The organism is Geobacillus thermocatenulatus, from assembly GCF_002217655.1.
In the GTDB taxonomy this organism is placed as follows: domain Bacteria; phylum Bacillota; class Bacilli; order Bacillales; family Anoxybacillaceae; genus Geobacillus; species Geobacillus thermocatenulatus.
Window position 1 is genome coordinate 1625397 of sequence record NZ_NEWK01000002.1, and the last position, 25843, is coordinate 1651239.

Here is a 25843-nt window from a genome sequence, read left to right on the forward strand (position 1 = left end):
ACATGTGCTACAATACGAATATAATGTTGAAATAAAAGGGGTAGAAGGTTTGAAACGCAACTACTGGTACGTCATCATCACGTATATCGTCATGCAGCTGTCCGCCTTTGTCGGCGTGCCGCTTCTTCGCGCCCTCGGCGTCGGCCAAGGAGCGGAAAACCGTGTCGAAGCCGCCAAACTGGCTTCTGGGTATTGGGCGATCATTAGTTTCCTGCTCGCTTTTGTTATGATCCTATGGCTGCTCCGCGGTGACCGCGACGAACGAACGATGCGGCGGCTGCCGCTCGCCTCGTCATGGATGTGGGCGGTCTTAGGCGTCTTTTTGGCACTCGCTGCCCAAAGCATCGCCGCCAACATCGAATGGCGGCTGCTCGGCATCAAACCAGGGTCGGACAATACAAGGCAAATCATCGATATCATCCGCCTGACGCCGTTGCTTATCGTCGTCACGTCCATCATCGGCCCGATTTTGGAAGAGCTCATCTTCCGCAAAATCATTTTCGGCTCACTTTATGAAAAATACAACTTTTGGCCTGCTGCAGTTGTCAGTTCGCTTCTGTTTGCCATTGTCCATATGGAACCGGAACATTTGCTTCTGTACACATCTATGGGAATGGTCTTCGCGTTTTTATATGCCAAAACCGGACGCATTTTCGTGCCGATTTTCGCCCATGTCGCCATGAATACGTTCGTCGTCGCCATCCAGACGCTATTGGCCGACGAGCTTGAGAAAATGATGCGCCAGGCCGAACTGCCGCTGGCCGTTTGGAGGGTTTGGCTATGACGCGCCATCCGCGGCTGTTTTCTCTTCCGTATTTCATCTTGGGCTTCCTGTTTACGTATTTGGCGATCGAAAGCGTTCATGAAACGATTTGGAACGTCTCCACCATCGCGTTGGCGGCGCTCGCTGCCTTTGATTTCGGCACCGCCCTTCGTCTTCTTTTCGCCTCAAAACGCTGACCCCCTTCTCGTGATTCGCACGGGAGGGGGCCAGAACATCGATCTCATGGCGGCGATCATATATGGAAACAAAAAACAAGAGGCCGGCCCCAAAGCCCTGTTTTGTGGCTTTTGAGACAGCCCCTTCGTTTGGCCCGGCCTTGCTCGCTTTCCCCTCCATGTTTTTCGTTCCGCCTCACTCATTGCCTTCCTGTTCAGTTGCTCGCTGCGCTTTCCGATAGCCGATGCGCGCCACCCAAATGCTTCCTTCATACAAAATGGTGAGCGGAATCATGACGATCACTTGCGATAGCACATCCGGCGGCGTAATGACCGCTGCTAAAATAAGCAGCGCTAAATACGCATACTTGCGGATGCGAACAAGAAGCTGCGGCGTAATAAGCCCTAAGCGAGTGAAAAACAGCACAACAATCGGAAGCTGAAATACGATGCCAAACGGCAGCACGAGCTGAAGCAAAAACTGAAAATATTCATTAATGCCGATCATTTGTTGAACCCCTAATTGGTCAGCCAGCTGGCTCATAAATCGAACGACAAACGGAAACAAGACGAAATAAGCGAAGCTGACGCCTGCTAAAAAAAGAACGATCGACGCTGGGATATAGCTTAACGTCACTTTCCGCTCTTTTTCATACAGACCAGGGCTGACAAACGCCCAAATTTGATACAACAGCACCGGAGCCGACAGCACAGCTGCGATGACAAAGGCAAACTGAAAATACACTTTAATCGGATCGGTGAGGCGGAAGGCGTTCATAGTCAAATGCTTCGCCTCGGCCGTTCGCTGCAAATACAAAATGACATCATCGACAAAAAAGAAACTAACGACAAGCGCCGCAGCAAAAAAGACGAGCACGATGATGAGCCGTTTCCGCAGTTCGCCCAGATGCTCATACACCGACATTTCTTTGTCATTCATTGTTTCCTCATCCTGCCTTGTCATCGGTCGGTTTTCGTTTTTTCTTCATCAGCAAGCCCTTTTGTGGCATCTTTAAACTCGCGAAGCGACTGGCCGAGCGACCGCCCCAACTCCGGCAGCTTTTTCGTGCCAAACAGCAACAAAATGACAAGAACGAGCAATAAATATTTCATGTATGGTTCTCTCCTTTTGACGATGACGATGGATAATTTTTCAAAAAATAAACGAGCGACTGCAGCTCAATGGCTAAATCGATATGATGGACGCGAATATGGTTAGGGACGTTCAACCGCGCCGGAGTAAAGTTTAAAATGCCTTTAATTCCTTGCGCGACAAGGCGGTCGGTCAGCGCTTGAGCCGCGGCGGCCGGCACAGTTAAAATGGCGACCGGGATGTTTTCGTGAAGCCGTTCCTCCAACTCATCGAGATGATAGACCGGCACTCCGCCGACTGTCGTCCCGACTTTCCGCTCATCAACATCAAACGCCATCACAATTTTCGTATTGTTATTTTTCGAAAAATTATAGTTTAAAAAGGCGGTGCCTAAATTGCCGACGCCAAACAAGGCGACTTCGGTCACCTCATCCTCTTCAAGCGTCCGGCGGAAAAACGACAACAAATAATGGACATTATACCCGTATCCTTTTTTGCCAAGCGCCCCAAAATAGGAGAAATCACGGCGGATCGTCGCCGGATCGACTTTCACCGCCTCGCTCAACTCGGCAGAGGAGACGCGTTGCTTGCCGGAAGCGTGCAAGTTTTTCAAAAACCGATAGTAAAGCGGCAGCCGTTTGGCGGTTGCCTGCGGAATTTTCGGTTGTTCGTTGCTCATGATCTCATCCCCTAGCTAATCGGTTTTTCGTCGGTAATGGCCAGACTTCCCGCCCGTTTTTTCGATCAAATACGTCGGACCGATGACCATTCCTTTATCAAGCGCCTTGCACATATCATATACCGTCAACGCACAGACCGAAGCAGCCGTCAGCGCTTCCATTTCCACCCCTGTGCTCCCTTTCGTTTTCACCGTTGCCGTGATGACGAGCTTATGCGCTCCTCCATCGTTTTCCCAAGCAAAAGCAATGTCCACCCCCTTTAACATGAGCGGGTGGCACATTGGAATAAGGTCAGCTGTCTTCTTCGCTGCCATCACCCCCGCCACTTGAGCGACGGCAAGCACATCCCCTTTCTCGATCGCATTGCTCGTCATTTTTTCGTAAATTTCCCGGCTGACCGTCACGCTCGTTTGCGCCACAGCCACTCGCACGGTATCTTCTTTGTGCGTAATATCAACCATTTTCGCGCGCCCTTGTTCATTGAAATGAGTGAATGACGACAAGACAATCTCCTCCATTTATACACTATACACGATTTTTCATCATTCGTCTTTGACCGTTTTTGCGACTTACGTTAAACTATTCGCGAGGTGAACTGACATGATCATTTTGCAAGTGCACGGGCTCACGAAATATTTCGGCGCTGACCTTATTTTATCGAATATAAAACTAGAAATACAGTCCCGCGACCGAATGGCCCTTGTCGGCCGCAACGGAGCGGGAAAATCGACATTGTTGAAAATCATCGCCGGTGAACTCTCTTTCGACAGCGGCAACATCATCAAACCAAACCATATCAAAATTGGCTATTTGGCGCAAAACAGCGCGCAAAACAGCGGGCTCGACTCGCCGCGTTCCATTTGGGACGAAATGCTTGAGGTATTCACCCCGCTTCTAGGACTCGAAAAACAGCTTGCCGAACTCAGCATGCAACTCGGCGACCCAGACGTACTCGCCGATCCCGCTCGCTATGAAAAAACGTTGAAAACGTATGACGAACTGCAAGAACAATATAAAGAACAAGGCGGCTACCAATACGAAGCCGACATCCGCTCCGTTTTGCACGGGCTGCAGTTTTCCTCCTATGATTATAAAACAACGCCGATCTCGTCGTTAAGCGGCGGACAGCGGACGCGGCTTGCCCTTGGGAAATTGCTGTTGTCCAAGCCGGATTTATTGATTTTGGACGAGCCCACGAACCATTTGGATCTTGAGACGCTCGCCTGGCTGGAGCAGTACTTGCAAGCCTATCCCGGTGCCGTCCTGGTTGTTTCCCACGACCGCTACTTTTTAGACAAAATCGTCACCGACGTATACGAACTGTCGAATGCCACGCTCAAACACTATGCCGGCAACTACAGCCGCTATTTGGAGTTGCGGGCCGAGCAATACGAACAAGAGCTAAAACGATACGAGAAACAGCAAGAAGAAATCGCCCGACTCCAAGACTTCATCCAGCGCAACATCGCCCGTGCCTCGACGGCCAAACGGGCGCAAAGCCGGCGAAAGCAACTGGAAAAAATAGAACGGCTCGAACGGCCTGTCGGCGATGAAAAATCAGCCTCCTTTTCGTTCTCGATCGATCGGCCGAGCGGCTATGAAGTGCTCACCGCTGAAGACATAGCCGTTGGCTATGGCGACGGTGCACCCATCATCCGCCAAATCAGCTTCCGCATCACGCGCGGCGAAAGCGTCGCTCTAGTCGGGCCAAACGGCATCGGCAAGTCGACATTGCTGAAGGCGATCGCCCGAAAACTCCCTATCCAAACAGGAGAGCTCCGCTACGGCGCAAACGTCCAAATCGGCTATTACGATCAAGACCAAGCTGATTTGTCATCGAACAAACGGGTGCTTGACGAGCTGTGGGACGCCTACCCCGAAAAGACGGAAAAAGAAATTCGCACCGTGCTCGGCAACTTCCTGTTTTCCGGCGATGACGTTTTAAAACCGGTCTCCGCTTTAAGCGGCGGGGAGAAAGCACGCCTTTCGCTCGCCAAGCTGATGTTGCAAAAAGCAAATGTCCTTCTTTTGGACGAACCGACAAACCATCTCGACCTCGACAGCAAAGAGGTGCTCGAGCAAGCACTCATCGACTACCCGGGAACGATTTTGTTCGTTTCCCATGACCGCTATTTCATCAACCGAATCGCAACAAAGGTGTTTGAACTTTCCAGCAGAGGCCTAACGGAATACTTAGGCGACTATGATTACTACATCGCCAAAAAAGAAGAAATGCGCGAACTGGCGCTCCTGAACGTCCGCCCGGCAGAAACGGCAAGCGATTCTGTCAAAACAACGTACGAGCAAGAAAAAGAGGAAAAAAAACGACGGCGCCAACGGCAGCGCCGCTTGGATGAAATCGAAGCCGAGATTGCAGCGCTTGAAGCACAAATCGCGGAGATCGAACAGCAACTTTGTGATCCATCCGTTTACAGCGACTATGAGACGATGCAACGATTGACGCAAGAAAACGACGAGCGAAAGCAACGAGTCGAAATGTTATTGGCCGAATGGGAACAACTTTATACTTCACTATAAACGACAACCCGCCGAAACTAGAGGCGGGTTGTTCTTTAGTTAGTCACATTATCCACAAAAGAATCCACAATTTCCACCATGGAATATAAGTTATTCACCAACTTTTCCACACTATCCACAAAAAGCATCTTCCTTTTGCACAAAAATCGCTGTGTATTGTTTTTCTTATGTTGATCGTGTTTTACCTCTTTTTCCACATTGTCCACAGATTTGTGGATAAAAATATACACAACCTTTTTTCACACGAAAACAAAAAGGGCGATCCGTTTGCGGCAGGCAAACGGATCGCCCTTTTGTGTCTTTCTCGTTTCAGCTCAACTGCCTAGACAAGCGGCAAGCTTGGATTGGCGTTGAGCGCCAAATCAGCCCGCTTTCCTTGTTGATATAACACGGTTCCCGCAACGGCAATCATCGCCGCATTATCGGTGCATAGCGATAACGGCGGGATGACAAGCTCCACGTCGGGAAGCTCTTTCATTTTCTCCTGCAGTGCAGCCCGCAGCCCACGGTTGGCCGCCACCCCGCCGGCGAGCAGCACTTGCCGTACGCCGTATTCTTTGGCGGCCTGCGCCGTTTTCGTCACCAGCACATCGATCACGCTGGCCTGAAAGCTCGCGGCCATCTGTCTCGGATCGATCTCCTCACCGCGCTGCTTCGCATTGTGGAGCGCATTGAGAACCGCCGATTTTAAACCACTGAAGCTGAAATCATACGAACCTTCCTCAAGCCACGCTCGCGGCAAATCCATCACGGGCTCGCCCTCATGAGCCAGCCGGTCGATGTGCGGTCCTCCTGGGTACGGAAGGCCTAAAGCCCGCGCCACCTTGTCATACGCCTCACCGGCAGCGTCATCGCGCGTTTCACCGATCACCACAAAATTCCCGTGCTCCTTCATGAACACGAGTTCCGTATGACCACCGGAAACGACGAGCGCCAACAGCGGGAACTTCATTTCGGTCACTAATTGATTGGCGTAAATATGACCGGCGATATGATGCACCCCAATAAGCGGCAATCCATGGGCAAACGCTAACGCTTTCGCCGCGTTGACCCCGACAAGAAGCGCTCCAACAAGCCCCGGTCCGGCCGTCACCGCCACCGCATCAAGGTCCGCAAACGATACGCCGGCCTGCTGCATCGCTTCTTCAATCACAAGCGTAATTTGCTCCACATGATGGCGGGAAGCAATTTCCGGCACGACGCCGCCAAACCGCCGATGGCTTTCCATTTGCGACGCCACTACATTCGATAAAGCCTCTCTTCCGTTTTTCACGACTGCTGCGGCCGTTTCATCGCAGCTCGTTTCAATACCTAACATATATACATCTTCATTCATATCAGCTTCACCCACATGACTAACGCGTCTTCAAAGTTATCCGGATAATACCGTTTGCGAATGCCTCCGTTGCGAAACCCAAGCTTTCGGTACAGCGACTGAGCCACATGATTGGACACACGCACCTCAAGCGTCATCGTCGCCGCCCCGCGCTGCCTGGCCATGTCCATCAAGCATCGCATGAGCGCTTCACCAAGCTTTTGCCCACGAAACTGCGGCAACACGGCTACATTCGTCACATGCGCCTCATCGATGACAAGCCACATCCCACCATACCCAATGATCCGCCCGTTGTACACCATGACGATATATTTGGCGTAGCGGTTGTACATGAGCTCGTTATAAAACGATTCACGACTCCAAGGCGCAGTAAACGATGCCTGCTCGACTCGCACGACTTCATCAATGTCATGAATGGTCATTGGCCGAAATTGAACATTGATCCCCATCGTTCTGTTCCCCTTTTTGTTTCGCGAGCCATTTCACCTCCGCCTCGGCAAGGCGGAGGTAGTTCGGCACAAACAGATGGGCGTTCTCGCGCTCTTTTTGTTTGCCTAGCATCACCAACTCGCTCGGACGCGGCAACGCCAAAGACGGCGGGGCCACGTGAACCCGTTCGCCTAAATGACTTCGAAACAAATCACGATATAGCGGTGCATCCGCACCAATGAACAATACATCCTCTTCCTGCTTGCTCAACCAACGCGCCCACTCATCCGCCGCCACAATCCTGTCCTCCTCAAGACAGCGGAGCGCGCCGCCTTCGTAGCGATAAAGACCGGTGTAAATTTGTCCGCGCCGTGCGTCAAACAGCGGAACGATCACCCCAGGAAAATAACGGCCATTGGCGGCGAGCACCTCAAGGCTCGACACCCCGGCGATCGGAATACCGAGCGACCAAGCAAGCGTTTTCGCAATCGTCACGCCGATCCGCACCCCGGTATACGACCCCGGCCCTTTCGCTACAACGATTAAATCGAGATCTTTTGGAGCAACGTCACATCGTCGAAGCAACAACTCAATGGCTGGCATCGCCCGAGATGAATGGTCTTTTTTCACATTGGTGATGAATTCCCCTTTCACGACATCACCATCTACCAACGCAATGCCAAGCGGCATATTCGATGTATCAATTCCCAATACTTTCATGACGGAAAAATCTCCTTGCACAACTGTTCATAACGCTCCCCCGACGGCTCAAAGCGAAGCAACCGCTCATCACCGCCTCGATGAAACAAGAAAACAGTCAGCCGTTCCTCAGGCAACTGGCCGGCGATCAAATGCGCCCATTCAACAACCGTAACGCCATCGCCAGCAAAATATTCGTCAAATCCAAGATCTTCCCATTCATCTTCAAGTCGGTATACATCCATATGATAAAGCGGAAGCCGACCATCATATTGCTTAATAATCGTAAACGTCGGGCTATTGACCGTTTGCGTAATGCCCAGTCCTTCAGCAAGACCTTTCGTAAACGTTGTCTTTCCCGCCCCGAGATCACCTTCTAATGCGATGACCATTCCCGGCTCAAGATGTTCCGCCAACCGGCGGGCCACCGTTTTCGTTTCTTCCGGAGAATGCACCAAAATTTCAATTTTTTTCATTTTGTTCTACCTTATCCCCTTTTATCATCTTCACTCTTGCTTTTGAAATTGTATCATATTCGAACATCTTGCCGCCACTTCCAAAACGAAAAATAGGCATAGGAGAAAAGGGAAAACAAAAAGGACGATCCCGCATAGCCATTTGGCTCGCTGACAGATCGCCCTGTTGCGTAATCGCCCCTAAAAAAGAAAAGGGAATGAGGCGTGTCGAAACTCCCTGGTGAATGAAGCTGCCTAGCAGCGACCTACTCTTGCAGGGGCGCTGGCCCCAACTACCATCGGCGCTGGAGGGCTTAACTTCCGTGTTCGGGATGGGAACGGGTGTTTCCCCTCCGCCATAGCCACTAGGCAATGGTGATCATCTTGGAGATGGTGTTGCAAAACTAGAGTAAAAACTCGAAGTTATGCATAAGGATGCAACATAACACATGCAGTACATATCGATGAAATCCATACCATCTTGGCTGTTCCAACCCGTCACTCTTTAACTCATTAAATACTCGTTCAATCTCACGACGAAGTCCAAACAGCCATTGGCCAAATCTCGTTTTCAAAAAGACAGGAAGAACCCGGCCATAGGCATCTTTTCGTTCCTCGCTATTGCGGCGGTTGATAGGGGAAATGAATAGGATTCCTGACTGCTCTGCTGTTTGACGAACCTTTTCACTGTCATACGCGGCATCGCCCAATACAAATTCGATATCCCACTGCTTTAAAGAAACAAGCAATTCTGGTGCTACTGCCGCATCATTTCGATTCGCTGTGGTCAACACATGAGATAAAATGATTCCCTCGGCGGTGGTGCAGAGATGGAGTTTATATCCTTTAAACCAGTGATATCGGGTGGACACTCCCCACTTCGCCTGTGAATCGTAAAGACTGCTTCGAAGGGCCGTGCTGTCGATCAGCACGATTTGCGGATAACGTACTTCTAGATCTTTGAGCAGCTGTGCATGAAAAACAGGAAATCCTTGTTCCCGGAACCACTTCGCCGCACGGGAAAACGTAGAAAGGTGAGGGACTTCACCAAGCCCACAGGCCCGTTGAAAACAGCGAAAACGATGCAGGATGCGCACTAATTTTCGCAAGGAATCAATGGAAAAATAGGTTTTCAAAAAGAAACATTTCAACAACGATTTTTTCGACACCGGCGGTCTTCCTGTCACATACGGTGTTTCCGGCAATGATAGCGAGTCAATATACCGAAATAATGCTTCTAAAATTGGGTCAATTTCATAAGTCCATGCATGTTCGCTGTTCCAATTGGAAATCATAATAGTGTCCACCCCTTGGAGAGTTGTTTTTTTGGTCACTGTATATGATTTCCAAGGTGGTGGATTTTTATGTGCATTTATGCATTTGTTATGCGTTTTGCAACACGTTCCTTTCGCATATTTGGCCTTCGGATCCCATTCGTTGTGAGCAAGCTGGAGATACGCCACGGTCGTTCCATCTTTGTTTTTGCGTGTGACTCGCCGTATGTACATGCCTATATTATAACCGATATTCAGTTTTTTTAAAAGTTAAAATAAATGATTCGTGTGCCTATGGAATTCAGCGTTTTTTTCTAGGATCCGCATCGTAAAATCCTTGATATCACAGCATTTTAACCATTTTCATTTGCCTAAAATGGCCTCAAAACTGTCGAACTCGGGTATTTAGAAACACCATTATTATGGGTAAGTATTACGAATTCACCATATTTTGATAACCTTTTATAATGAGTTCATTATTTTTATTGATTCCCCCACTATACATTATTTCTTTAATGTATTCTCCTGAAATGCGAGGGTTTTCATGTAAATAATCACTTATACCAAGAGCAAGAAACAATCCCAATATATATCTGAAAGACTTAAACCCTCTATTGAAATATCTTATAGGACAAGGATAAGTAGGAACCTTTTCAAAAATAAATTGTAAATTACGCATAAATATGTCGGATATGTTCTTTTGTTTGATTGCATTTAGCCATTCGAATAAGGAAAAAAACTCAACAAATGCCCACCACATCATATTGTATATTTTATAATCTAATGGATGGTTGTAATATTTATTTCCTAATAATTGATATAGTATTGCTATCCCTTCCATATTGTGTAGGTTATGTAATTTAGTAAATACAAAAGAGAGAGAGTTATCCATATTCTGATAATGAATAGCATGCCCAAATTCATGCCAAATTTTTAGCACATCTATATAATCTTTGGGTGTTTTTAACAATATGAACGATTTTTGTTCTTTATAATTAAAATACATTGAAAAACGATTTGAATTATATAGGATTTGAATCTGGTTAAAGTTGCAATTCAACCTCATTTCTTTAGTGGTTACTTCTATATCCCTAATAATGGAGTTTAAATTCAAATCAGAATGAAGATAGTTTTTCGACTGTTCATTTAACTTTCTTCTTAATGTTTCAAGTATTTCTTTTTTCTTAGAGTAAACAAAATTCATTATTTCTCCAAAATACTCTTTATAAAAATCTACATAACTCCTCCCGTTAACTTTTTGTGAAATCTCGTCTATATATTCCCACTTTTCTATATATATTCTGTTTAATTCAGTGTTTAAAATTATAGATGCATCCGTTTTAAGTTTATGGATGGTGTTGCAAAACTAGAGTAAAAACTCGAAGTTATGCATAAGGATGCAACATAACACATGCAGTACATATCGATGAAATCCATACCATCTTGGCTGTTCCAACCCGTCACTCTTTAACTCATTATTGCCCACGTGTTACTCACCCGTCCGCCGCTGACCAAACGAGAGCAAGCTCCCGTTCGGTCCGCTCGACTTGCATGTATTAGGCACGCCGCCAGCGTTCGTCCTGAGCCAGGATCAAACTCTCCAAAAGAAAGTTGATTGGCTTTTGCTTTGGCCCATGCGGCCTCCGCTTTTCGTCGCGCTTCGTTTCGTTCAGTTTTCAAGGAACGAAATAATCCTATGGACTCTTCATGGAGCGGGTGATGGGAATCGAACCCACGACATCAGCTTGGAAGGCTGAGGTTTTACCACTAAACTACACCCGCATAATTTTTGACGAAACACCTATCACAATCTTTCATGCCCCTTCCTCTGCCAGCCCATTCCAAAGAAGCTGAATGCGTCGGGGCAACTCGAAGCGTATTCGGCGAAGTGACGGCTCGTGGCTGAGGTTTTACCACTAAACTACACCCGCATAATATTTAGTTTAACAAAATCGGGAAGACAGGATTTGAACCTGCGACCCCATGGTCCCAAACCATGTGCTCTACCAAGCTGAGCTACTTCCCGATGATGGCGCGCTCGAGAGGATTCGAACCCCTAACCTTCTGATCCGTAGTCAGATGCTCTATCCAATTGAGCTACGAGCGCAATACATTATTGCACTATAAAGACGAATTTCATTTTAGCGACTTGCTGCGCTGGTGTCAATAGTTTATTTAAAAAATGCGGTCGAGAGGACTTGAACCTCCACGGGGTCGCCCCCACTAGGCCCTCAACCTAGCGCGTCTGCCATTCCGCCACGACCGCATATGGACTAATCAGTGCGGGTGGAGGGACTTGAACCCCCACGCCGTGAGGCGCCAGATCCTAAGTCTGGTGCGTCTGCCAATTCCGCCACACCCGCTAATATGGTGAGCCATGGAGGACTCGAACCTCCGACCCTCTGATTAAAAGTCAGATGCTCTACCTACTGAGCTAATGGCTCATGGTTGGGTATACACTCTAGGTACTACCTAGCTCTACCTGCCCCTTCCTCTGCCAGTCTGTTCAAGGAAGCGAGATGCGTCGGGGCAACTCGCAGTGAACTCGAAGATGCAACGCTCGTTACTGAGCGAATGGCTCATGGTTGGGTATACACTCACAGTGAACGATGTCCCTTCCTCTACTAGCATATTCGAATATGCAGGATGCGTCGGGACAACTCGAAGCAAACTCGAAGATGTAACGCTCGTTACTGAGCTAATGGCTATTTAACATATAAAAATGGCTGGGCCAGCTGGATTCGAACCAGCGCATCACGGAGTCAAAGTCCGTTGCCTTACCGCTTGGCTATGGCCCAGCGATTTAGTGCAATGGCGGTCCCGACGGGACTCGAACCCGCGATCTCCTGCGTGACAGGCAGGCATGTTAACCACTACACTACGGGACCACAAATCGCGGGGATCACCCCGCGCTATTCAGTGACCCGTACGGGATTCGAACCCGTGTTACCGCCGTGAAAGGGCGGTGTCTTAACCACTTGACCAACGGGCCACGCATATACGTATTGAAGTGGCGGAGAAGGCGGGATTTGAACCCGCGCGCCGTAAAGACACGACCTAACGGTTTAGCAAACCGTCCCCTTCAGCCGCTTGGGTACTTCTCCAAAGAAATGGCTCCGCAAGTAGGATTCGAACCTACGACCTACCGGTTAACAGCCGGTTGCTCTACCGCTGAGCTATTGCGGAATGATGTTCGACAATTGACATTGTTTATTATATTGAGCAACTTGTCGTTTGTCAATACGTTTTTCCGCAACTTGCTTTGCTGTTTCCACCGTTCAGCGACGGCTTCTATAATTTAGCACACAATCATCTTGATTGTCAACCTTCTTTTGCAAAGATAGTTTTTGCGATGTTGTTTTTTCAAAAGAAACGGTACCATTCGACCATTTTCTCCCTAATTCCTTTCTCCTGACTCATGAATCGTGGTCGACAGTAAGAGACGAAAGCGAGCGTCTCATGCTTGGACATTTTGATCAACGAACCGAACTGACGGCGAAACAGGCTCCATTCTTTGCGGCTCTAGGGCTGGATCCTCCTCTGAAGATCCTAGGCATCCATCCTCGCGCCTAGATACACGCCCAAAGTGTGCTCAAATGCCTCTCATCCCTTTTGTGTCAAGGGTCGAGAAGCATTTGGTTTGCCTAGTGACTGTCGAAACTCGGGCGATAAAGATGCGTTCAAAATTGTTAAGAGAACTTTTCCGAATGAACAAATATTGCCCTTGGGGTTCTTCGCCTAAGTGTAGGTGAAGATTTGAAATTGAGTTGAACGGCATGATTGGGTTCTCCAGCATTTTCAATATGCTCCTGCCACGGGTTCAGGTTTTTGACAAAATACTATTTTTTTTGTAATACACGGCCAACCTATTAATGCTATTAAAGTATAAAATTGTACTAACGTCGCAATATCTTCAGTATACGGAATCATTTCTTTTGAATAAAAGAGCGGAACATGATAATCCATCAAACCATGGACGAAAATAGACACATATATGCTACCTGTTCTGAGATAAACAAGCACAAAAAATATACCAAGCATAAAAGTTCGAATCAAATAATCCCATCCCATTTCAAACTCCAGTTTAGGCAAGTGATTCATCCCAAAAAGAACCTGTGATGTTATTAAAGACATTAAAATACTCTGCTTTTTCTTAAATGGAAATTTAATTAAGAAAAGTGCATAAAGTTGAGTGAACATAACTCCACGCATCAAAAGTTCCTCAGGTAGTCCCACCCCCAAAATATACGCAAAATAATTTCCAAGCCATTCCACAGGTATGATATCATGATGGGTAAATACCCAAACAACTCTATTCGTCAACAAATAAACAACAACAAATTGAGTGAACTGAATCAAAACCCAAACAAAAAGAAATATGGCGACGCCATTCATAAAATTCAATGTATTAAATAGTCCTAAACTTCTAATATTTAACTTACCACACAACTTTATGCTTATTAAAAGTATAACAAAGTGAATAATACCGATTACCAAAATGGGTTGAACAAAATAAAAAGTTTTGTTTTTCAAGTATTCGATTGTTAAGGAAATTTCTTCTTTATACATGACAATTGCCATTGTGAAAAAAAAATCTACCATAGCGATAGCAAGCAAGCCAATGAAAGAAGATTTCTCTAATGGTTTACCGATCGGGAGCTCCCAAATAGCCAATACCATAAAAATGATCTGTAATAATACCAAAGCATCAATGATAATATCCGTACGATATACAGTAATGAATTTAAAAATATAGGAACCAATGAAGAAAAAGGCACAGCAAGCGCCTACTAAACTATAAAAAATTAGATTCCTTTGACGAGAATAAAATCCCCTTTTTTCTATATTCAACATAACAATTAATATCATTAGTAAAATTACAAATGTGAATTCATCTTTGAGTACGAGCATTTTTCGAATCTCTGAGAACAATCCTACTGAGCGGTACGCAATACGTGTAAAGGAAAATGAACATACTAACACTACGAATAAAAAAATAATAAAAAAAATAGTAAAGTTCTTTATATCTATTTTTCTTTGATAATGAATCATTGCTAAACACTCCTTCTATATACATGCTCATTAAAAGATTAACCTTCGTATAACCAGTGCCCACTCCGGTTATCCTGTTTCGAAGGAAACCCATGGAAAAGAAGCGGGATCATTTATGAAACGTCCGCGCATCACCAACGATCACGGATGGACACCTCGGACACTTCGCAAACAGGAACGGAAAATCAAAAATGCCCTTCTTCGTCAACGGGTGATGGCCGTTCGCCTGGTCATGGAAGGCTATTTGGGCAAAGAGGTGGCCTCCATGGTCAACGTGTGCCGACAAACCGTTTCCCATTATGTGTCGCTGTTCAACGAAGGCGGTCTGGAGCTCTTGCTTCATCGGGATTTCGCCCCCGGGCGGGAGCCGTTTCTCACCGAAGAACAGCAGGAAAAGATCAAACAGCTTGTGTTGACCACCACTCCCGCGGAACTGGGCTGGGACGTCGCTTCGGCGTGGAACACCAAACTTCTGCAGTCCTATGTGGAACAGCACTTCGGCGTTTCCATTTCCCGTGAAGCGCTGCGAAAACTCCTGCACCGTCAAGGTCTGTCATGGACTCGCCCGACGTACACACTGGCGAAAGGAAATCCGGATCGACAAAAGCAATTGGAAAAGCAAATGGATCTGATCAAAAAACTTGATCACCAAGGAGACAGAAGATGCCGTTCTTCTGTACATCGATGAAACCCATATCCGCTCTTACCATGTCTTGCGGTCCACATGGTCGGAAGTCGGCCGCCAAAAACAAGTGCCGACGTTCGGCCATCATACCCACGTATCGCTGTTTGGCGCGGTCAACATCCACGATGGCGAAACGGTGCTTCATCCAACGACCGCTGTCCATGCTGCGACGTTCTTGGATTTTGGGAGAATGCTCAAAGAGCGTATCCAGACCGTCTCATGGTCTTGGTGTTGGATCACGCCCGCATTCACCATGCCAACATGGTCAAGGAGTTTTGGCGGGAAGAAGGGCCGTGTTTTCACTTTCTTTCCCTTCCTCCCTATTCGCCACAGCTGAACCCGATCGAACGCTTGTGGAAATGGCTGAAAGACACCGTGATCGCCAATGTGTTTCACAAAAATCGAAACGATATCGTCCAGGCCATTGCTCGGTTTGTGGACGACATCCACGAACGTCCGGAGGAAGTGCTGCAACGCTTAGGGTGTGCAGGATGACTGAGAAGTTAACTCTTCATGTTGCATGTATATAAATATTCGTCCTCGTGTTTTTCATAACAATAAGGACATCGAAAATTACATTGTAAAGTAGTTGCAATTGTTAGTCCAAAAGAGCTATTACCAAATCTATATAAATTTATTAAATATTTATACAAACCTATCTCATCTTTAGACTTTTCAACCACAAATCCAGCTGCTTTTAAATCATCTAGATGTTTATCTGGCACCTCATTAAACCGACCTTGATTTATTTTTCTAATAGATTCCCTATACTCTTCAGAGAGCTTAACAAAAGCACCCGTATGACTATTGTACAAAAAGTAAATACCTCCCCGCTTAAACGGGACATTAAATTGTGAAACTTTGTACAAAGCGCTTCCCTCCTTCTACTCTTCTTAGTGCAAAATCACTAAAAAATTAACATTTGCCTTCTCTCACAACTAACTCTTTCTTCTATATCCAACTACCGATTGCCATCACCACTATATTTCTCAGTAGGTGATGTAGCGCTTAGGCTAAAAAGGATAGCAGAAGGATTTCCTTTCCACTATAAATACTTTGTGGTAAAAATTCAGTTCTATTCTAAAAAAAAACAAAAAAAAAACAAGTATTTTTTATGTATAAATATTCGACATTTTTCGCATATTGCAGTACTCTCCTGTTTCAAGAGTATTAATTATCCAATAAAAATCCAAAAGGGATAGAAAAAAGAGGGCTTTTTTTGATCAAGTCCCCGGAAAAGGTCCATGGGCAGCACGCTTTGCCCTCCACCCGGGGATGAAAATCCCCCTTTTCTTCCCATAATGAAGAGTAGGCGCAAACAGCTCAATAGGACGTTGTGCTTAATGGTGGCTTGGACCCTGTACGGAAAAGTGTTTGAATCCACTGGGTGCACCACCCATTGTCCGACCTTTCCCGATGCACAGGAAAGGTGACGACGAACGGAAAACTGCCGCATGTCTCCCGTGGATTCACTGTTTGCGCACTCCATCATCGAAAAGGTGGATTTTCATCATGGATGTCATCTATCCCCGCTGCGCAGGATTGGACGTTCATGCCGAAACCATCGTCGCCTGCGCGCTATGGGAAGAAGAGGGAAAGATTCAAAAGGACATTCAAACCTTCTCCACGTTCTCGAAGGGGCTTGGCGACCTGCTCGAATGGCTCGAAGAACATGGCGTCACCCATGTCGCCATGGAATCCACCGTCGTGTATTGGAAACCGTTCTTCGCCTTCCTCGAGGGTGATGTCGACTTGACACTGGCCAATCCGCAGCGGATCAAAAATGTCCCGGGAAGAAAAACCGATGTCTCGGACGCCGAGTGGATCGCCAAGCTGCTTCGCCATGGACTCGTTGAAAAAAGTTTCGTCCCCCCCGGCGGATATTCGCGAATTGCGGGATTTTACCCGCCTCCGCAAAAAATGGGTCGGACAGCTGACGTCGGAGAAAAACCGGATTCAAAAAGTGCTCGAGTCTTCCAATGTCAAACTCGGCTCGGTCCTCTCCGATCTCTTCGGCGTTTCCGGAAGAAACATCCTTGCCCGGCTGCTGGAGAAGGGATGCGTGGACAAGGACGAGTTGGATGAATGCCTGCGCGGCAGGCTCAAAACGAAAAAGCAGGCGGTGTACGATTCGCTGCTGGGCACCTTGACCGAACACGAGCTCCGTCTCCTTCGCCTCTTGTGGAAACACGTTGAGGAATTGGAGCGGCTCATCGAAGAAGTCGACCAGCACATCGACCGCCTGCTCGAGCCGTATCGCGAGGAAGTGGACCTGCTGATGACCATGCCCGGAGTGAAAAAACAAACCGCCGCCGTCATCATCGCCGAGATGGGAACCGATATGAGCGTCTTTGAAACGCCGGAACGGGCGGCTTCATGGACGGGGTTGTCCCCCGGCAACCATGAAAGCGCCGGAAAGCGAAAGAGCACGCGCACGACAAAAGGCAATCCCCATCTCCGATCGGCGTTATGCGAGGCGGCATGGTCAGCAGCTCGATCCAAGACGCATCCTTTGTCCCGAAAATTTTGGTCGTTGGCGGCCCGGTGCGGGAAGAAAAAAGCCCTCATCGCCACGGCTCGACGAATGTTGGTGATCATCTTTTGCATGATCTCCCGCAAAGAGCCGTTCCGCCAACCACAACTGATTTAGTCTAGCCAAAAGGCAGACAGGTTATACGAGATGCCGAAAAATTGGGCACCTCTGCTTTCCTATTGCCTTTTTTGGCCATTTTCAGTATACCCACCCGGATCAGGAGCGTATACCGCACTCACCAAGTGGTGGGGATTTTCACGGAAAAGGTCCTAACAGGAATGCTTTCCTGTAGAATGTGAGTAACGACACAAACAACCCTAGGAGATGCTCTCTATAAACAAGCATACCACCCTCCCGAATTTGATGGAAAAACTTGTTTCGGATGGAGTCAGTCAAGACTTTGTGGAGAACATGTTTCCGGCTCACTCGGACGTCGTCAATCACCGGTTAGTGAAACCATTTTCAGAGCAGGGAGAGAGTCCTTTTGGCATGACATTTGCTTTTTTCTACCGCACTTCACTTGGTGGCCCTGACGAGTACAACGGACAAAAGTTCGCTCCTCTCATCGGGGATCATTCCAGAATGTCATCCACAAATCTTTTACTCACACTTTGCAAAAGTTGTTGATCCCCCTGCTTCGATCCTGTTAGGGTAAGCCGCCCGCGGCAGTTCCCGCAGACGTAGCGGGCGGTGTTCATGCGCTTTTTTCGAGTGTACGTCAAGCCGCATGACGTGCAAATGTATGTATAGATCGTTTTCGACCTGTCTGTTTTTTGGCCGATTGGACGACAATAGCGGGGCGCCCCCACTTTTTGCAGCAGTTCGCGGAAGTCGCGGTCGCGGTGGCGGTAGCCTTTTCCCTCAAGGTGCAAGTGGTAATGGCAAAGCTCGTGTTTGATGATGGCGATCAATTCTTCCTCGCCGAACTGCTCGTAATGTTTTTGATTGAGCTCAATGTTGTGCGTTTGCAACATGTAGCGCCCGCCGGTGGTGCGCAAACGAGGGTTGAAGAAAGCGGTATGGCGGAACGGCTTGCCGAACACGCGAATGGAAATTTGTTCGACAAGGGCTTGCAGCTGCTTTTGGTCCATGGCGGGTCTCTCCTTCATCTTTTGGCACAGGACAATTCACCACTACATACAATATATTACCTTTCCACTGTCAGGGAGGTGACTGATTTTGCCTACATGGCTGAAAAATCAGATGAGACGAGCCTACTATGAGAAAAACCGTGAGCAAATTAAACTGTTGAACCAATGCTGGTTTTTTTATCGGAGAAAACACTGCTCCTAAGGCAGTGCTTTCTCCATTTCACTCTTTCGGCGGCACCATCGACAGCGATATTCTTCCCTTCGCCACATCGACATGCTCGACCCATACTTTGACGACGTCGCCGACCGAAACGACATCGAGCGGATGGCGCACGTATTGTTTGCTTAGTTTGGAAATGTGCACGAGCCCGTCCTGTTTGACCCCAATGTCGACAAAGGCGCCGAAGTCAACGACGTTGCGCACGGTTCCTTCCAGCTCCATGCCTGGCTTCAAATCTTCCATCTTCAACACATCTTTGCGTAATAGCGGCTTGGGCAGCTCGTCGCGCGGGTCGCGCTCTGGGCGGCACAACGCGTCAATGATGTCGCGCAACGTCAGTTCTCCGATGCCGAGCTCGGCAGCCACCGTCTCGACCTCGATGGCTTGCAGCGCCTGGCGCAGTTCATCACTGCCAATGGCGGCGGTCGTAAATCCTAACTTACGCAACAGTTGCTTCACTTCCGCGTACCGCTCGGGGTGAATCGGCGTGCGGTCAAGCGGTTCGTCGCCATCAACGATGCGCAAAAAACCGATGCACTGCTCGTACGTTTTCGCTCCGAGCCGAGGAATCGTTTTCAGCTCTTCGCGGTTGCGGAATTTCCCTTGCTCTTCGCGACGCTTGACGATGTTTTCTGCAACGGTTTTCGTGAGCCCGGACACGTACTGAAGCAGGGAGACGGAGGCAGTGTTGACGTTGACACCGACTTGATTGACGACCGTCTCGACGACGAAACGAAGCGACTCGGCAAGCTTTTTTTGCGACACATCGTGCTGGTATTGGCCGACGCCGACCGATTTTGGATCGATTTTGACAAGCTCGGCGAGCGGGTCTTGGACGCGGCGGGCGATCGAGACGGCGCTCCGCTCTTCGACTTGCAGGTCGGGAAACTCAGCGCGTGCAAGGTCGGAAGCAGAGTAGACGCTCGCTCCTGCTTCATTGACAATCAAATAAAAGATATCGCGTTGCACATGCTTCAGCGTGTCGGCGACAAACTGTTCGGTTTCCCGAGAGGCTGTTCCGTTGCCAATCGCGATCATATCAACGTGATCGTCATCAAGCAGGCGAAGAAGTTTCGCGCGCGCCTCTTCTTTTCGCTCTTGCGGCGGATGCGGATAGATCACATCAATGCGAAGCAGTTTCCCCGTTTCGTCGACAACGGCGAGCTTGCACCCAGTCCGATAGGCTGGGTCGATGCCGAGCACCGTTTTTCCTTTGAGCGGCGGCTGGAGAAGCAGTTTGCGCAAGTTTTCAGCGAAAATATGGATGGCCCGCTCCTCCGCTTTCTCCGTCAACTCGTTGCGGATGTCGCGTTCAATGGCAGGCTCCATCAACCGCTTGTATCCGTCCTCGATCGCTTCTGCCACGATGGGAGCGGCCGGGGACGATTCATCAGCGACTGTTTTTCGCCGCAAATAGCGAATGATGTCCTCAACAGGCGCCTTGATCGAGACGCGCAGCACCTCTTCCTTTTCACCGCGGTTTAACGCCAACACGCGGTGCGGAACGATTTTAGCGAGGGGTTCCTCGTAGTCGTAGTACATTTCGTACACACTCTTTTCGTCCTTTTCCGGCGCTTTGGCAACCGAAGCAATCGTTCCTTTCCGCCGCGTCTCATCGCGCACCCATTGACGAAGAGCAGCGTCATCGGCCACTTTTTCGGCGATGATATCTTTCGCACCTTGAAGCGCCTCTTCAACGGTTGCGACTCCTTTATCTTCGTTGACAAACATTTCGGCCTGTTGTTCCGGAGTTGGGGCCGGTGGACACGAAAGGAGCCATTCGGCAAGGGGTTCAAGCCCTCTCTCTTTTGCGATTGTTGCTTTCGTGCGCCGCTTTTGCCGATATGGGCGGTATAAATCTTCGACTTGTTGCAACTTCGTGGCCTCAAGAATGTCGCGCTTTAACTCTTCCGTCAACTTCCCTTGCTCATCAATGAGGCGAATCACTTCCTCTTTCCGTTGCTCTAAATGCTGCAAATACTCCCATCTCTCCAGTACTTCACGAATTTGCACTTCATCGAGCGCCCCAGTCATTTCTTTCCGGTAGCGGGCGATAAACGGGATCGTGTTTCCTTCTCGATGGAGCGCAATGACGTTTTCGACTTGCTTCGCTGCCAGCTGCTGCTCGGCGGCAATGACTTCAATGAGCCGCTGTTCGTTAGCCAAGCGATTCCCTCCTTAATGACATGGAAAATAAAAAAGCGCTACCTGTACGCAGCTGCTTTGTGAAACAGTATACATAGATGAAAATGGAAGGACAGACCGTTCCGGAAAGGCCGATCTGCCCGTCTCACCAACGTGAACACTCGATAATCAAGACCGATGCCGCACGTCAACGCCGCTTTCCCCATCCGCTCGGCCCGCCCGTTGGCAACCGAAAACGCCGTTTCTCCTGTTCGCTGTTATGCCAAAAGCAAAGGTTTTTCGCTCTATCAAAAGTCGATCAGTCCTAAGCTAATTTGCAGCGCCTCATCGACTTTATCCATCATTTCATCGTCCAAATGAGTGATTTTATCGGTCAGCCGTTGCTTGTCGATCGTGCGAATTTGCTCAAGCAAAATGACCGAATCGCGTTCAAACCCGTAGCGTTTCGCGTCAATCTCGACATGCGTCGGCAGCTTCGCTTTTTGGATTTGCGCCGTAATCGCCGCGACAATCACCGTCGGGCTAAAACGATTGCCGATATCGTTTTGGATCACCAACACGGGGCGCACGCCGCCCTGCTCCGAGCCAACAACCGGGGAAAGGTCCGCAAAATACACGTCGCCACGTTTGACAATCAAAGCATTACCCCCCGCTAACTAAGCGTTCAACGGTGTGGTCGGCCTCGTATTCAGCATGAAACGCTTCAGAAGCGATAGATAAATTGATTTTCGCCATTTCCATGTAGCCTCGTCTCATCGCCTCGCGAATTTGCCGCTTTTTCCGCTCGCGAATGTACATTTTCGTCGCCTGATAAATGAGTTCATTGCGGTTGCCATTTTCCTGCTTTACGAGCACGTCCAGTTCTGTCAGCAGCGACTGCGGCAAACGAACGACGATTTCCGTTGTTGCGCCAGATTCCGACACAAATATACACCTCCACGAACTGCAACCGATTGCTTCCACTTCATGATACCATTAAACAACGGCGCTGCAAAGTCATTTCTCCATTTTCTATCCTTTGTCTTCCGAAGCAAATTATGCATCGCTTCATCCGCGGCCAACGGCGTTTCTCACTTCCATTATACGCTTATTTCGGAAAAAAATACGGGGCACCCGGTAGCTGATCGTGCACGGCACTTCATAATTGATTGTGTCCAAATGGCGGGCGACATCATCAATGGAAATGACTTCGTCCCCTTGGCGGCCAATTAATGTCACCTTCGTCCCGACAGGCAGCGGCCCAGGCAGGCGGATCATGCATTGGTCCATGCAAATGCGGCCGACGATCGGCGCCCGCTGCCCGCCAACAAGCACATGAAAGTGCTGCAACCTTCGCAGCCAGCCGTCCGCATAACCGATTGGGATCGTGCCGATCCACTCTTCCGTCTGCGCGGTGTACGTCGCACCGTAGCTCACCTTTTCCCCTGGTCGCAGTTTTTTGATGTGTACGAGGCGGCTATGGAGCGAAAATGCCTCTTTCAATTCGTATGGGAGGAGCGGCTTGATGTCCGGCGATGGGGCGAGCCCGTACATCGAAATGCCAAAGCGAACCATGTTAAACGCTCGATCGGAAAAACGAAGGGCCGCCGCGCTGTTGGCGCAATGAACGAGCGGCGGCCGCGACGGCAGCCAGTCAAGCATATGCAAAAAGCGGGCGTATTGATAAGAAAAGTAATCCGTATTTACTTCATCAGCGGTCGCAAAATGCGTATACACCCCTTCAAGCACAAAGGGCGGATGGCGATCGATCAAGGCCGCTATTCGCTTTGTCTCCTCTTCGTCTTTCACCCCAAGCCGTCCCATTCCTGTGTCCATCTTTAAATGGAAATGAATCGGGGTCGAACCGTTATACAGCGATGACGCCTTCTCGAGCCAATCAGAGCGAAATACGGTTAAGGCGATGCGGTGTTCGGCGGCCAACGCCACATCCTCGGGACGAGACGCTCCAAGCACTAAAATCGGGGCATCGATGCCTTTTTTTCGTAAGGCAAGCGCCTCGTCCAAAAAGGCGACGGCCAAGCGGGAAGCGCCCGCTTCAAGCGCCGTTGCCGCCACTTGGACATCGCCGTGCCCGTAGGCGTTCGCCTTGACAACGGCCATAATTTGCGTACCCTCCGGCAAAAAGCGGCGCAAATTCACGACGTTGTCGTAAATGGCATCCAAATCAATTTCCACCCACGTATCGCGGTGAAACTCGTCCATCCTCTCTCGCTGCCTTTCTAGTCATAGCCAGTTTGAAAGCGCTTGAATCGATTGGATTCCTTTTTTAGTTTACCATGTTCCTAGGGAAGAAGGAATAGGATGAGCGGCGGAAAAATGAGAAAAACGGCGGAAAACATTGGAGATCGCCACGATTCGTCCACTGGCCTGCCTTCACTGCTTCTGCACAAAAACAAAAAGCAGCTTCTCCGCTTCAACGCGGAGAGCCGCCTGTTTGCAAAACCGCACTGTCATTTTGCCGCTTTTTCTTGCACGGAGCTGGCGACCATCACCATTTCTTCCGGCGTCAAATCGTCTGAGGCGAGCGTAAACTCCGCCCCGTTGTACCACCATGTCAACGTTCGGTCGGTGAGGGCGCCAATGGTGAATCCTAAATCAACCGGGTCGCCGTTGACAAGAACTGGCATGCTTGTCGCCGGAAGCACATCCGCTTTTTCTTGCACGAGCGTAAACGATTTTTTGCCGCCAAATGTCATAATGACGCGCGTGCCGTTTTCACCTTTCACTTCTTTTTCCTCAAGCGCTTGAACCCCTTTCGGAAGCTGACTCGGGTACATGACGGCCATCACTTGCTCTTTTCCTTCGGCCATCGTCGGCACCTCAAGACGGGCGCCAGTCATATTTTTCTTTGTATCAAACGCGTCATCATCAAACTTTTTGTTAAACTCGATGTTGGAAAACTCGACCGTCAACAGCGCTTTCCGGTCCGTATCCATCACTTTGACCGAGACGGGCGCCAAATCTTTTTTGCGCAGTGTAATCTCTTGGGTGGGAACGACTTCGCTGTTCGGGTAGTTCGTTTTCGTCTCAAACACATAGTAATCGTCCGTCGCCTTAAACTTCGCCTTCGAATCGCTCAAAATGTCTTTGACGAGCGATTCGTACAAATACGCTTGGCTGCTGTTTTTCGGCCAGTCGCTCACAAATTTGAAGGTTTTGTTGAGCGCCGGCGTGAAGACGAACACCCCTTCGTCATTGCGCAAAATCATTTGGCTTTGCCTTTTGTCAGCGTTTTTCAAGCTGACGCGATAGTAGGACGGCTGCTTGTGCCACACTTCGACATGATACACTTGCGGCTTCTCCCCGGTGCGGAACGTCATTTTCGCCTCCGCCTGGTAACCCGTCATCTCATCGACCTTTTCATCAAGCGCCTTTAATACCTCTTCCTGCGATTTCGACCCGCAGCCAGCCAAAGCAAACAGAAAAATGATGCCGACTAACGCCATCAGCACGTTTCTGCCCATCGCTTCAACCCCTTTGCCTCATATATCGATTTCTACCCATGCACTACAATATATGAGACAACTTTCGGGAATATGCAGACTAGCTGTGGCAAGCATCAGCCGGCGTGATCGGTCCAAGGCGCTCAATGACGACTTGGGCGACGGCGTAATCGCGGCTATGGGAAATGGACAGATGAACCGTCTCGCCATCGCGGCGGGCAGCAATGCTCGGCTTTCCGTGCTCATCGGAAACGATCTCGATGTCTTGAAACGATAGATGCCGCCCGATCCCCGTTCCGAGCGCTTTGGCGTACGCTTCTTTCGCCGCAAATCGCCCAGCGAGAAACTCTGCCTGTCTTGCGGGCGGCAACTCGCCAAACTGCACTTTTTCACGCGGCGTCAAAATTCGCTCTGGAAATTTGCGGCTCCGCTCAAGAAGGGAGCGGATCCGTTCCAACTCGACAATATCAATGCCAATGCCGACGATCACTGCTTCCTCACCTATCCTATCCGCCCTGATGGTCGGACAAATTTTTTATGAGAGACCCGCATAAGATAGCTTATAAAAAACGCCCCATTTCCGCGAAGAAGGGAGACCAACCCGTGTTTCAACATGCAAGCGATGTCCGCTCATTTGTCCGCCTTTATCCCGTCGTGGCCGCCTTATTATTGGTCCATATCGCCGCATGGCTGTTGTTTTCTCTTTCCTTGACAGCGCTTGAACCCATTTGGCAATACGCCGTCGGGACGAACGGCGCGATCCGCCATGGAGAGTGCTGGCGGCTTGTCAGCCCCATCGTGCTGCATCGCGATTTCCACCATATGGCCGCCAACAGTTTGTCCTTATGGCTGTTTGGCCCCTGGCTAGAGCGCGCACTTGGGAAAAGAAAGTTTTTGTTTCTGTATATCGGAGGCGGGATCGGCGCCAATGTCGCCACTTTATTCCTTCTGCCGCCGCTGTACACCCATGTCGGGGCGTCGGGCGCCATTTTTGCCTTGTTTGGCATGTACAGCTACCTCGCCCTATTCCGCCGCGACTTAGTCGCCCCCCGCCACGCCCAGTTGCTGCTTTCGGTCATGGCGGTTCATTTGCTGCTTGGCATCATGACACCAGATGGGAATTTATTGGCCCATCTATTTGGCTTCGCTGTCGGCGGCCTGCTTGCCCCTTTTTTGTCCATTCGCCCGAAGCGACCGTCGTTTTACATGCCTCGACTATGAAAAAACGGCG

25 protein-coding genes, 11 tRNA genes, 1 rRNA gene and 3 pseudogenes are annotated in these 25843 nt (G+C 49.0%); 8 read left to right on the top strand and 32 right to left on the bottom strand.

Annotated features, from left to right (window positions below; all coding sequences use genetic code 11):
• The first annotated feature begins 49 nt into the window (after positions 1 to 49).
• Together B9L19_RS17165 and B9L19_RS17170 are read left to right on the top strand one after the other, a co-directional pair.
• Positions 50 to 784 (top strand): CPBP family intramembrane glutamic endopeptidase, encoded by a 735-nt coding sequence (locus B9L19_RS17165; protein WP_025948795.1) that lies wholly within the window; start codon positions 50 to 52, stop codon positions 782 to 784.
• Positions 781 to 960, top strand: a complete 180-nt coding sequence (locus B9L19_RS17170) for a YdiK family protein (RefSeq protein WP_025948794.1) — start codon at positions 781 to 783, stop codon at positions 958 to 960. The genes B9L19_RS17165 and B9L19_RS17170 overlap by 4 nt, the downstream gene beginning before the upstream one ends.
• Before the next feature lie 175 nt (positions 961 to 1135).
• Here B9L19_RS17170 and tatC read toward each other — a convergent pair whose 3' ends face one another.
• Genes tatC through moaC form a run of 4 tightly spaced genes read right to left on the bottom strand, consistent with a single transcriptional unit; the run spans position 1136 to position 3215 of the window.
• The gene (gene tatC, locus B9L19_RS17175; protein WP_025948793.1) at positions 1136 to 1879 is read right to left on the bottom strand and encodes a twin-arginine translocase subunit TatC; all 744 of its coding nucleotides are present in this window, start codon (positions 1877 to 1879) and stop codon (positions 1136 to 1138) included.
• A gap of 20 nt (positions 1880 to 1899) precedes the next feature.
• Entirely contained in the window at positions 1900 to 2052 is a 153-nt protein-coding gene (locus B9L19_RS17180; protein WP_025948792.1) for a twin-arginine translocase TatA/TatE family subunit, read from the bottom strand.
• Positions 2049 to 2711, bottom strand: a complete 663-nt coding sequence (locus B9L19_RS17185; protein WP_025948791.1) for a redox-sensing transcriptional repressor Rex — start codon at positions 2709 to 2711, stop codon at positions 2049 to 2051. The genes B9L19_RS17180 and B9L19_RS17185 overlap by 4 nt, the downstream gene beginning before the upstream one ends.
• Before the next feature lie 15 nt (positions 2712 to 2726).
• On the bottom strand, positions 2727 to 3215 hold the full coding sequence (moaC, locus tag B9L19_RS17190) for a cyclic pyranopterin monophosphate synthase MoaC (protein ID WP_025948790.1): 489 nt from the start codon (positions 3213 to 3215) through the stop codon (positions 2727 to 2729).
• A 97-nt stretch (positions 3216 to 3312) separates the two neighbouring features.
• On the opposite strand from moaC, the gene B9L19_RS17195 reads away from it, so the two are divergent.
• Entirely contained in the window at positions 3313 to 5250 is a 1938-nt protein-coding gene (locus tag B9L19_RS17195) for an ABC-F family ATP-binding cassette domain-containing protein (RefSeq protein ID WP_047752385.1), read from the top strand.
• A 322-nt stretch (positions 5251 to 5572) separates the two neighbouring features.
• On the opposite strand, the gene tsaD is transcribed toward B9L19_RS17195, so the two are convergent.
• The 20 genes and pseudogenes from tsaD to B9L19_RS17305 form a co-directional block, all read right to left on the bottom strand.
• Positions 5573 to 6586 carry a tRNA (adenosine(37)-N6)-threonylcarbamoyltransferase complex transferase subunit TsaD gene (gene tsaD, locus B9L19_RS17205; RefSeq protein WP_089113996.1) on the bottom strand — a complete coding sequence of 338 codons (1014 nt, stop codon included), beginning with the start codon at positions 6584 to 6586 and terminating at the stop codon, positions 5573 to 5575.
• Positions 6583 to 7035 carry a ribosomal protein S18-alanine N-acetyltransferase gene (gene rimI, locus B9L19_RS17210; RefSeq protein WP_047752388.1) on the bottom strand — a complete coding sequence of 151 codons (453 nt, stop codon included), beginning with the start codon at positions 7033 to 7035 and terminating at the stop codon, positions 6583 to 6585. Before rimI ends, tsaD begins: the two co-directional genes overlap by 4 nt.
• Positions 6995 to 7735, bottom strand: coding sequence for a tRNA (adenosine(37)-N6)-threonylcarbamoyltransferase complex dimerization subunit type 1 TsaB (gene tsaB, locus B9L19_RS17215; protein ID WP_025948786.1), 741 nt, complete (start codon positions 7733 to 7735; stop codon positions 6995 to 6997). The genes rimI and tsaB overlap by 41 nt, the downstream gene beginning before the upstream one ends.
• Positions 7732 to 8190, bottom strand: a complete 459-nt coding sequence (gene tsaE, locus B9L19_RS17220; RefSeq protein WP_025948785.1) for a tRNA (adenosine(37)-N6)-threonylcarbamoyltransferase complex ATPase subunit type 1 TsaE — start codon at positions 8188 to 8190, stop codon at positions 7732 to 7734. The genes tsaB and tsaE overlap by 4 nt, the downstream gene beginning before the upstream one ends.
• 232 nt (positions 8191 to 8422) lie before the next feature.
• Positions 8423 to 8539 (bottom strand): 5S ribosomal RNA (gene rrf / locus B9L19_RS17225).
• 34 nt (positions 8540 to 8573) lie between these two features.
• On the bottom strand, positions 8574 to 9464 hold the full coding sequence (locus B9L19_RS17230; protein ID WP_025951019.1) for an ISNCY family transposase: 891 nt from the start codon (positions 9462 to 9464) through the stop codon (positions 8574 to 8576).
• Positions 9465 to 9876: 412 nt separating this feature from the next.
• Positions 9877 to 10647, bottom strand: a complete 771-nt coding sequence (locus B9L19_RS17235; RefSeq protein ID WP_089113997.1) for a hypothetical protein — start codon at positions 10645 to 10647, stop codon at positions 9877 to 9879.
• A gap of 162 nt (positions 10648 to 10809) precedes the next feature.
• A pseudogene (locus tag B9L19_RS19710) lies at positions 10810 to 10920 on the bottom strand (ISNCY family transposase); the annotation flags it as partial.
• 231 nt (positions 10921 to 11151) lie between these two features.
• Positions 11152 to 11225: transfer RNA gene (locus tag B9L19_RS17240), tRNA-Gly, on the bottom strand.
• Positions 11226 to 11395: 170 nt separating this feature from the next.
• Positions 11396 to 11469: transfer RNA gene (locus B9L19_RS17245), tRNA-Pro, on the bottom strand.
• Between the two features lie 4 nt (positions 11470 to 11473).
• Positions 11474 to 11550 (bottom strand) — tRNA-Arg (locus B9L19_RS17250).
• Between the two features lie 76 nt (positions 11551 to 11626).
• Positions 11627 to 11709, bottom strand: a tRNA-Leu gene (locus tag B9L19_RS17255).
• A 15-nt stretch (positions 11710 to 11724) separates the two neighbouring features.
• Positions 11725 to 11806: transfer RNA gene (locus tag B9L19_RS17260), tRNA-Leu, on the bottom strand.
• Positions 11807 to 11811: 5 nt separating this feature from the next.
• Positions 11812 to 11887 (bottom strand) — tRNA-Lys (locus B9L19_RS17265).
• Between the two features lie 279 nt (positions 11888 to 12166).
• Positions 12167 to 12241 (bottom strand) — tRNA-Gln (locus B9L19_RS17270).
• 14 nt (positions 12242 to 12255) lie between these two features.
• A tRNA-Asp gene (locus B9L19_RS17275) sits at positions 12256 to 12331 on the bottom strand.
• 32 nt (positions 12332 to 12363) lie between these two features.
• Positions 12364 to 12435 (bottom strand) — tRNA-Glu (locus tag B9L19_RS17280).
• A 19-nt stretch (positions 12436 to 12454) separates the two neighbouring features.
• A tRNA-Ser gene (locus tag B9L19_RS17285) sits at positions 12455 to 12547 on the bottom strand.
• Positions 12548 to 12554: 7 nt separating this feature from the next.
• Positions 12555 to 12629, bottom strand: a tRNA-Asn gene (locus B9L19_RS17290).
• 612 nt (positions 12630 to 13241) lie between these two features.
• Positions 13242 to 14495: a CPBP family intramembrane glutamic endopeptidase gene (locus tag B9L19_RS17305; RefSeq protein ID WP_089113998.1), complete on the bottom strand. Its 1254-nt coding sequence runs from the start codon at positions 14493 to 14495 to the stop codon at positions 13242 to 13244.
• Between the two features lie 115 nt (positions 14496 to 14610).
• On the opposite strand from B9L19_RS17305, the gene B9L19_RS19185 reads away from it, so the two are divergent.
• Both B9L19_RS19185 and B9L19_RS19495 read left to right on the top strand, forming a co-directional pair.
• Positions 14611 to 15183, top strand: a complete 573-nt coding sequence (locus tag B9L19_RS19185) for an IS630 family transposase (protein WP_047752390.1) — start codon at positions 14611 to 14613, stop codon at positions 15181 to 15183.
• A gap of 25 nt (positions 15184 to 15208) precedes the next feature.
• Positions 15209 to 15675: pseudogene (locus B9L19_RS19495) on the top strand (IS630 family transposase).
• An 8-nt stretch (positions 15676 to 15683) separates the two neighbouring features.
• On the opposite strand, the gene B9L19_RS17315 reads toward B9L19_RS19495, so the two are convergent.
• Entirely contained in the window at positions 15684 to 16049 is a 366-nt protein-coding gene (locus tag B9L19_RS17315) for a hypothetical protein (protein ID WP_025950323.1), read from the bottom strand.
• A 643-nt stretch (positions 16050 to 16692) separates the two neighbouring features.
• Here B9L19_RS17315 and B9L19_RS17320 point away from each other — a divergent pair.
• Positions 16693 to 17830, top strand: a pseudogene (locus tag B9L19_RS17320) (IS110 family RNA-guided transposase).
• Positions 17831 to 18285: 455 nt separating this feature from the next.
• Here B9L19_RS17320 and B9L19_RS17325 read toward each other — a convergent pair.
• Entirely contained in the window at positions 18286 to 18804 is a 519-nt protein-coding gene (locus B9L19_RS17325) for a SprT family protein (RefSeq protein WP_025950325.1), read from the bottom strand.
• Between the two features lie 88 nt (positions 18805 to 18892).
• Here B9L19_RS17325 and cmpA point away from each other — a divergent pair, with 88 nt between their 5' ends.
• Complete coding sequence (gene cmpA / locus B9L19_RS17330; RefSeq protein WP_013144046.1) at positions 18893 to 19006, top strand: cortex morphogenetic protein CmpA; 114 nt, start codon at positions 18893 to 18895, stop codon at positions 19004 to 19006.
• A gap of 18 nt (positions 19007 to 19024) precedes the next feature.
• Here the strand turns inward: cmpA and B9L19_RS17335 are convergent, their stop codons facing one another.
• The 6 genes from B9L19_RS17335 to acpS form a co-directional block, all read right to left on the bottom strand.
• Positions 19025 to 21190 (bottom strand): Tex family protein, encoded by a 2166-nt coding sequence (locus B9L19_RS17335; protein WP_047752393.1) that lies wholly within the window; start codon positions 21188 to 21190, stop codon positions 19025 to 19027.
• Positions 21191 to 21456: 266 nt separating this feature from the next.
• Positions 21457 to 21807, bottom strand: a complete 351-nt coding sequence (gene ndoA / locus B9L19_RS17340) for a type II toxin-antitoxin system endoribonuclease NdoA (protein WP_003253417.1) — start codon at positions 21805 to 21807, stop codon at positions 21457 to 21459.
• A gap of 4 nt (positions 21808 to 21811) precedes the next feature.
• Positions 21812 to 22093, bottom strand: coding sequence for a CopG family ribbon-helix-helix protein (locus tag B9L19_RS17345; RefSeq protein ID WP_013144044.1), 282 nt, complete (start codon positions 22091 to 22093; stop codon positions 21812 to 21814).
• A 123-nt stretch (positions 22094 to 22216) separates the two neighbouring features.
• Positions 22217 to 23371, bottom strand: a complete 1155-nt coding sequence (gene alr / locus B9L19_RS17350; RefSeq protein WP_025950327.1) for an alanine racemase — start codon at positions 23369 to 23371, stop codon at positions 22217 to 22219.
• Between the two features lie 248 nt (positions 23372 to 23619).
• Positions 23620 to 24633 (bottom strand): LolA family protein, encoded by a 1014-nt coding sequence (locus tag B9L19_RS17355; RefSeq protein WP_025950328.1) that lies wholly within the window; start codon positions 24631 to 24633, stop codon positions 23620 to 23622.
• Between the two features lie 79 nt (positions 24634 to 24712).
• Positions 24713 to 25102 (bottom strand): holo-ACP synthase, encoded by a 390-nt coding sequence (gene acpS, locus B9L19_RS17360; protein ID WP_025950329.1) that lies wholly within the window; start codon positions 25100 to 25102, stop codon positions 24713 to 24715.
• A 113-nt stretch (positions 25103 to 25215) separates the two neighbouring features.
• Here acpS and B9L19_RS17365 point away from each other — a divergent pair, with 113 nt between their 5' ends.
• Positions 25216 to 25833: a rhomboid family intramembrane serine protease gene (locus B9L19_RS17365; protein ID WP_089113999.1), complete on the top strand. Its 618-nt coding sequence runs from the start codon at positions 25216 to 25218 to the stop codon at positions 25831 to 25833.
• The last annotated feature ends 10 nt before the right edge of the window (positions 25834 to 25843 follow it).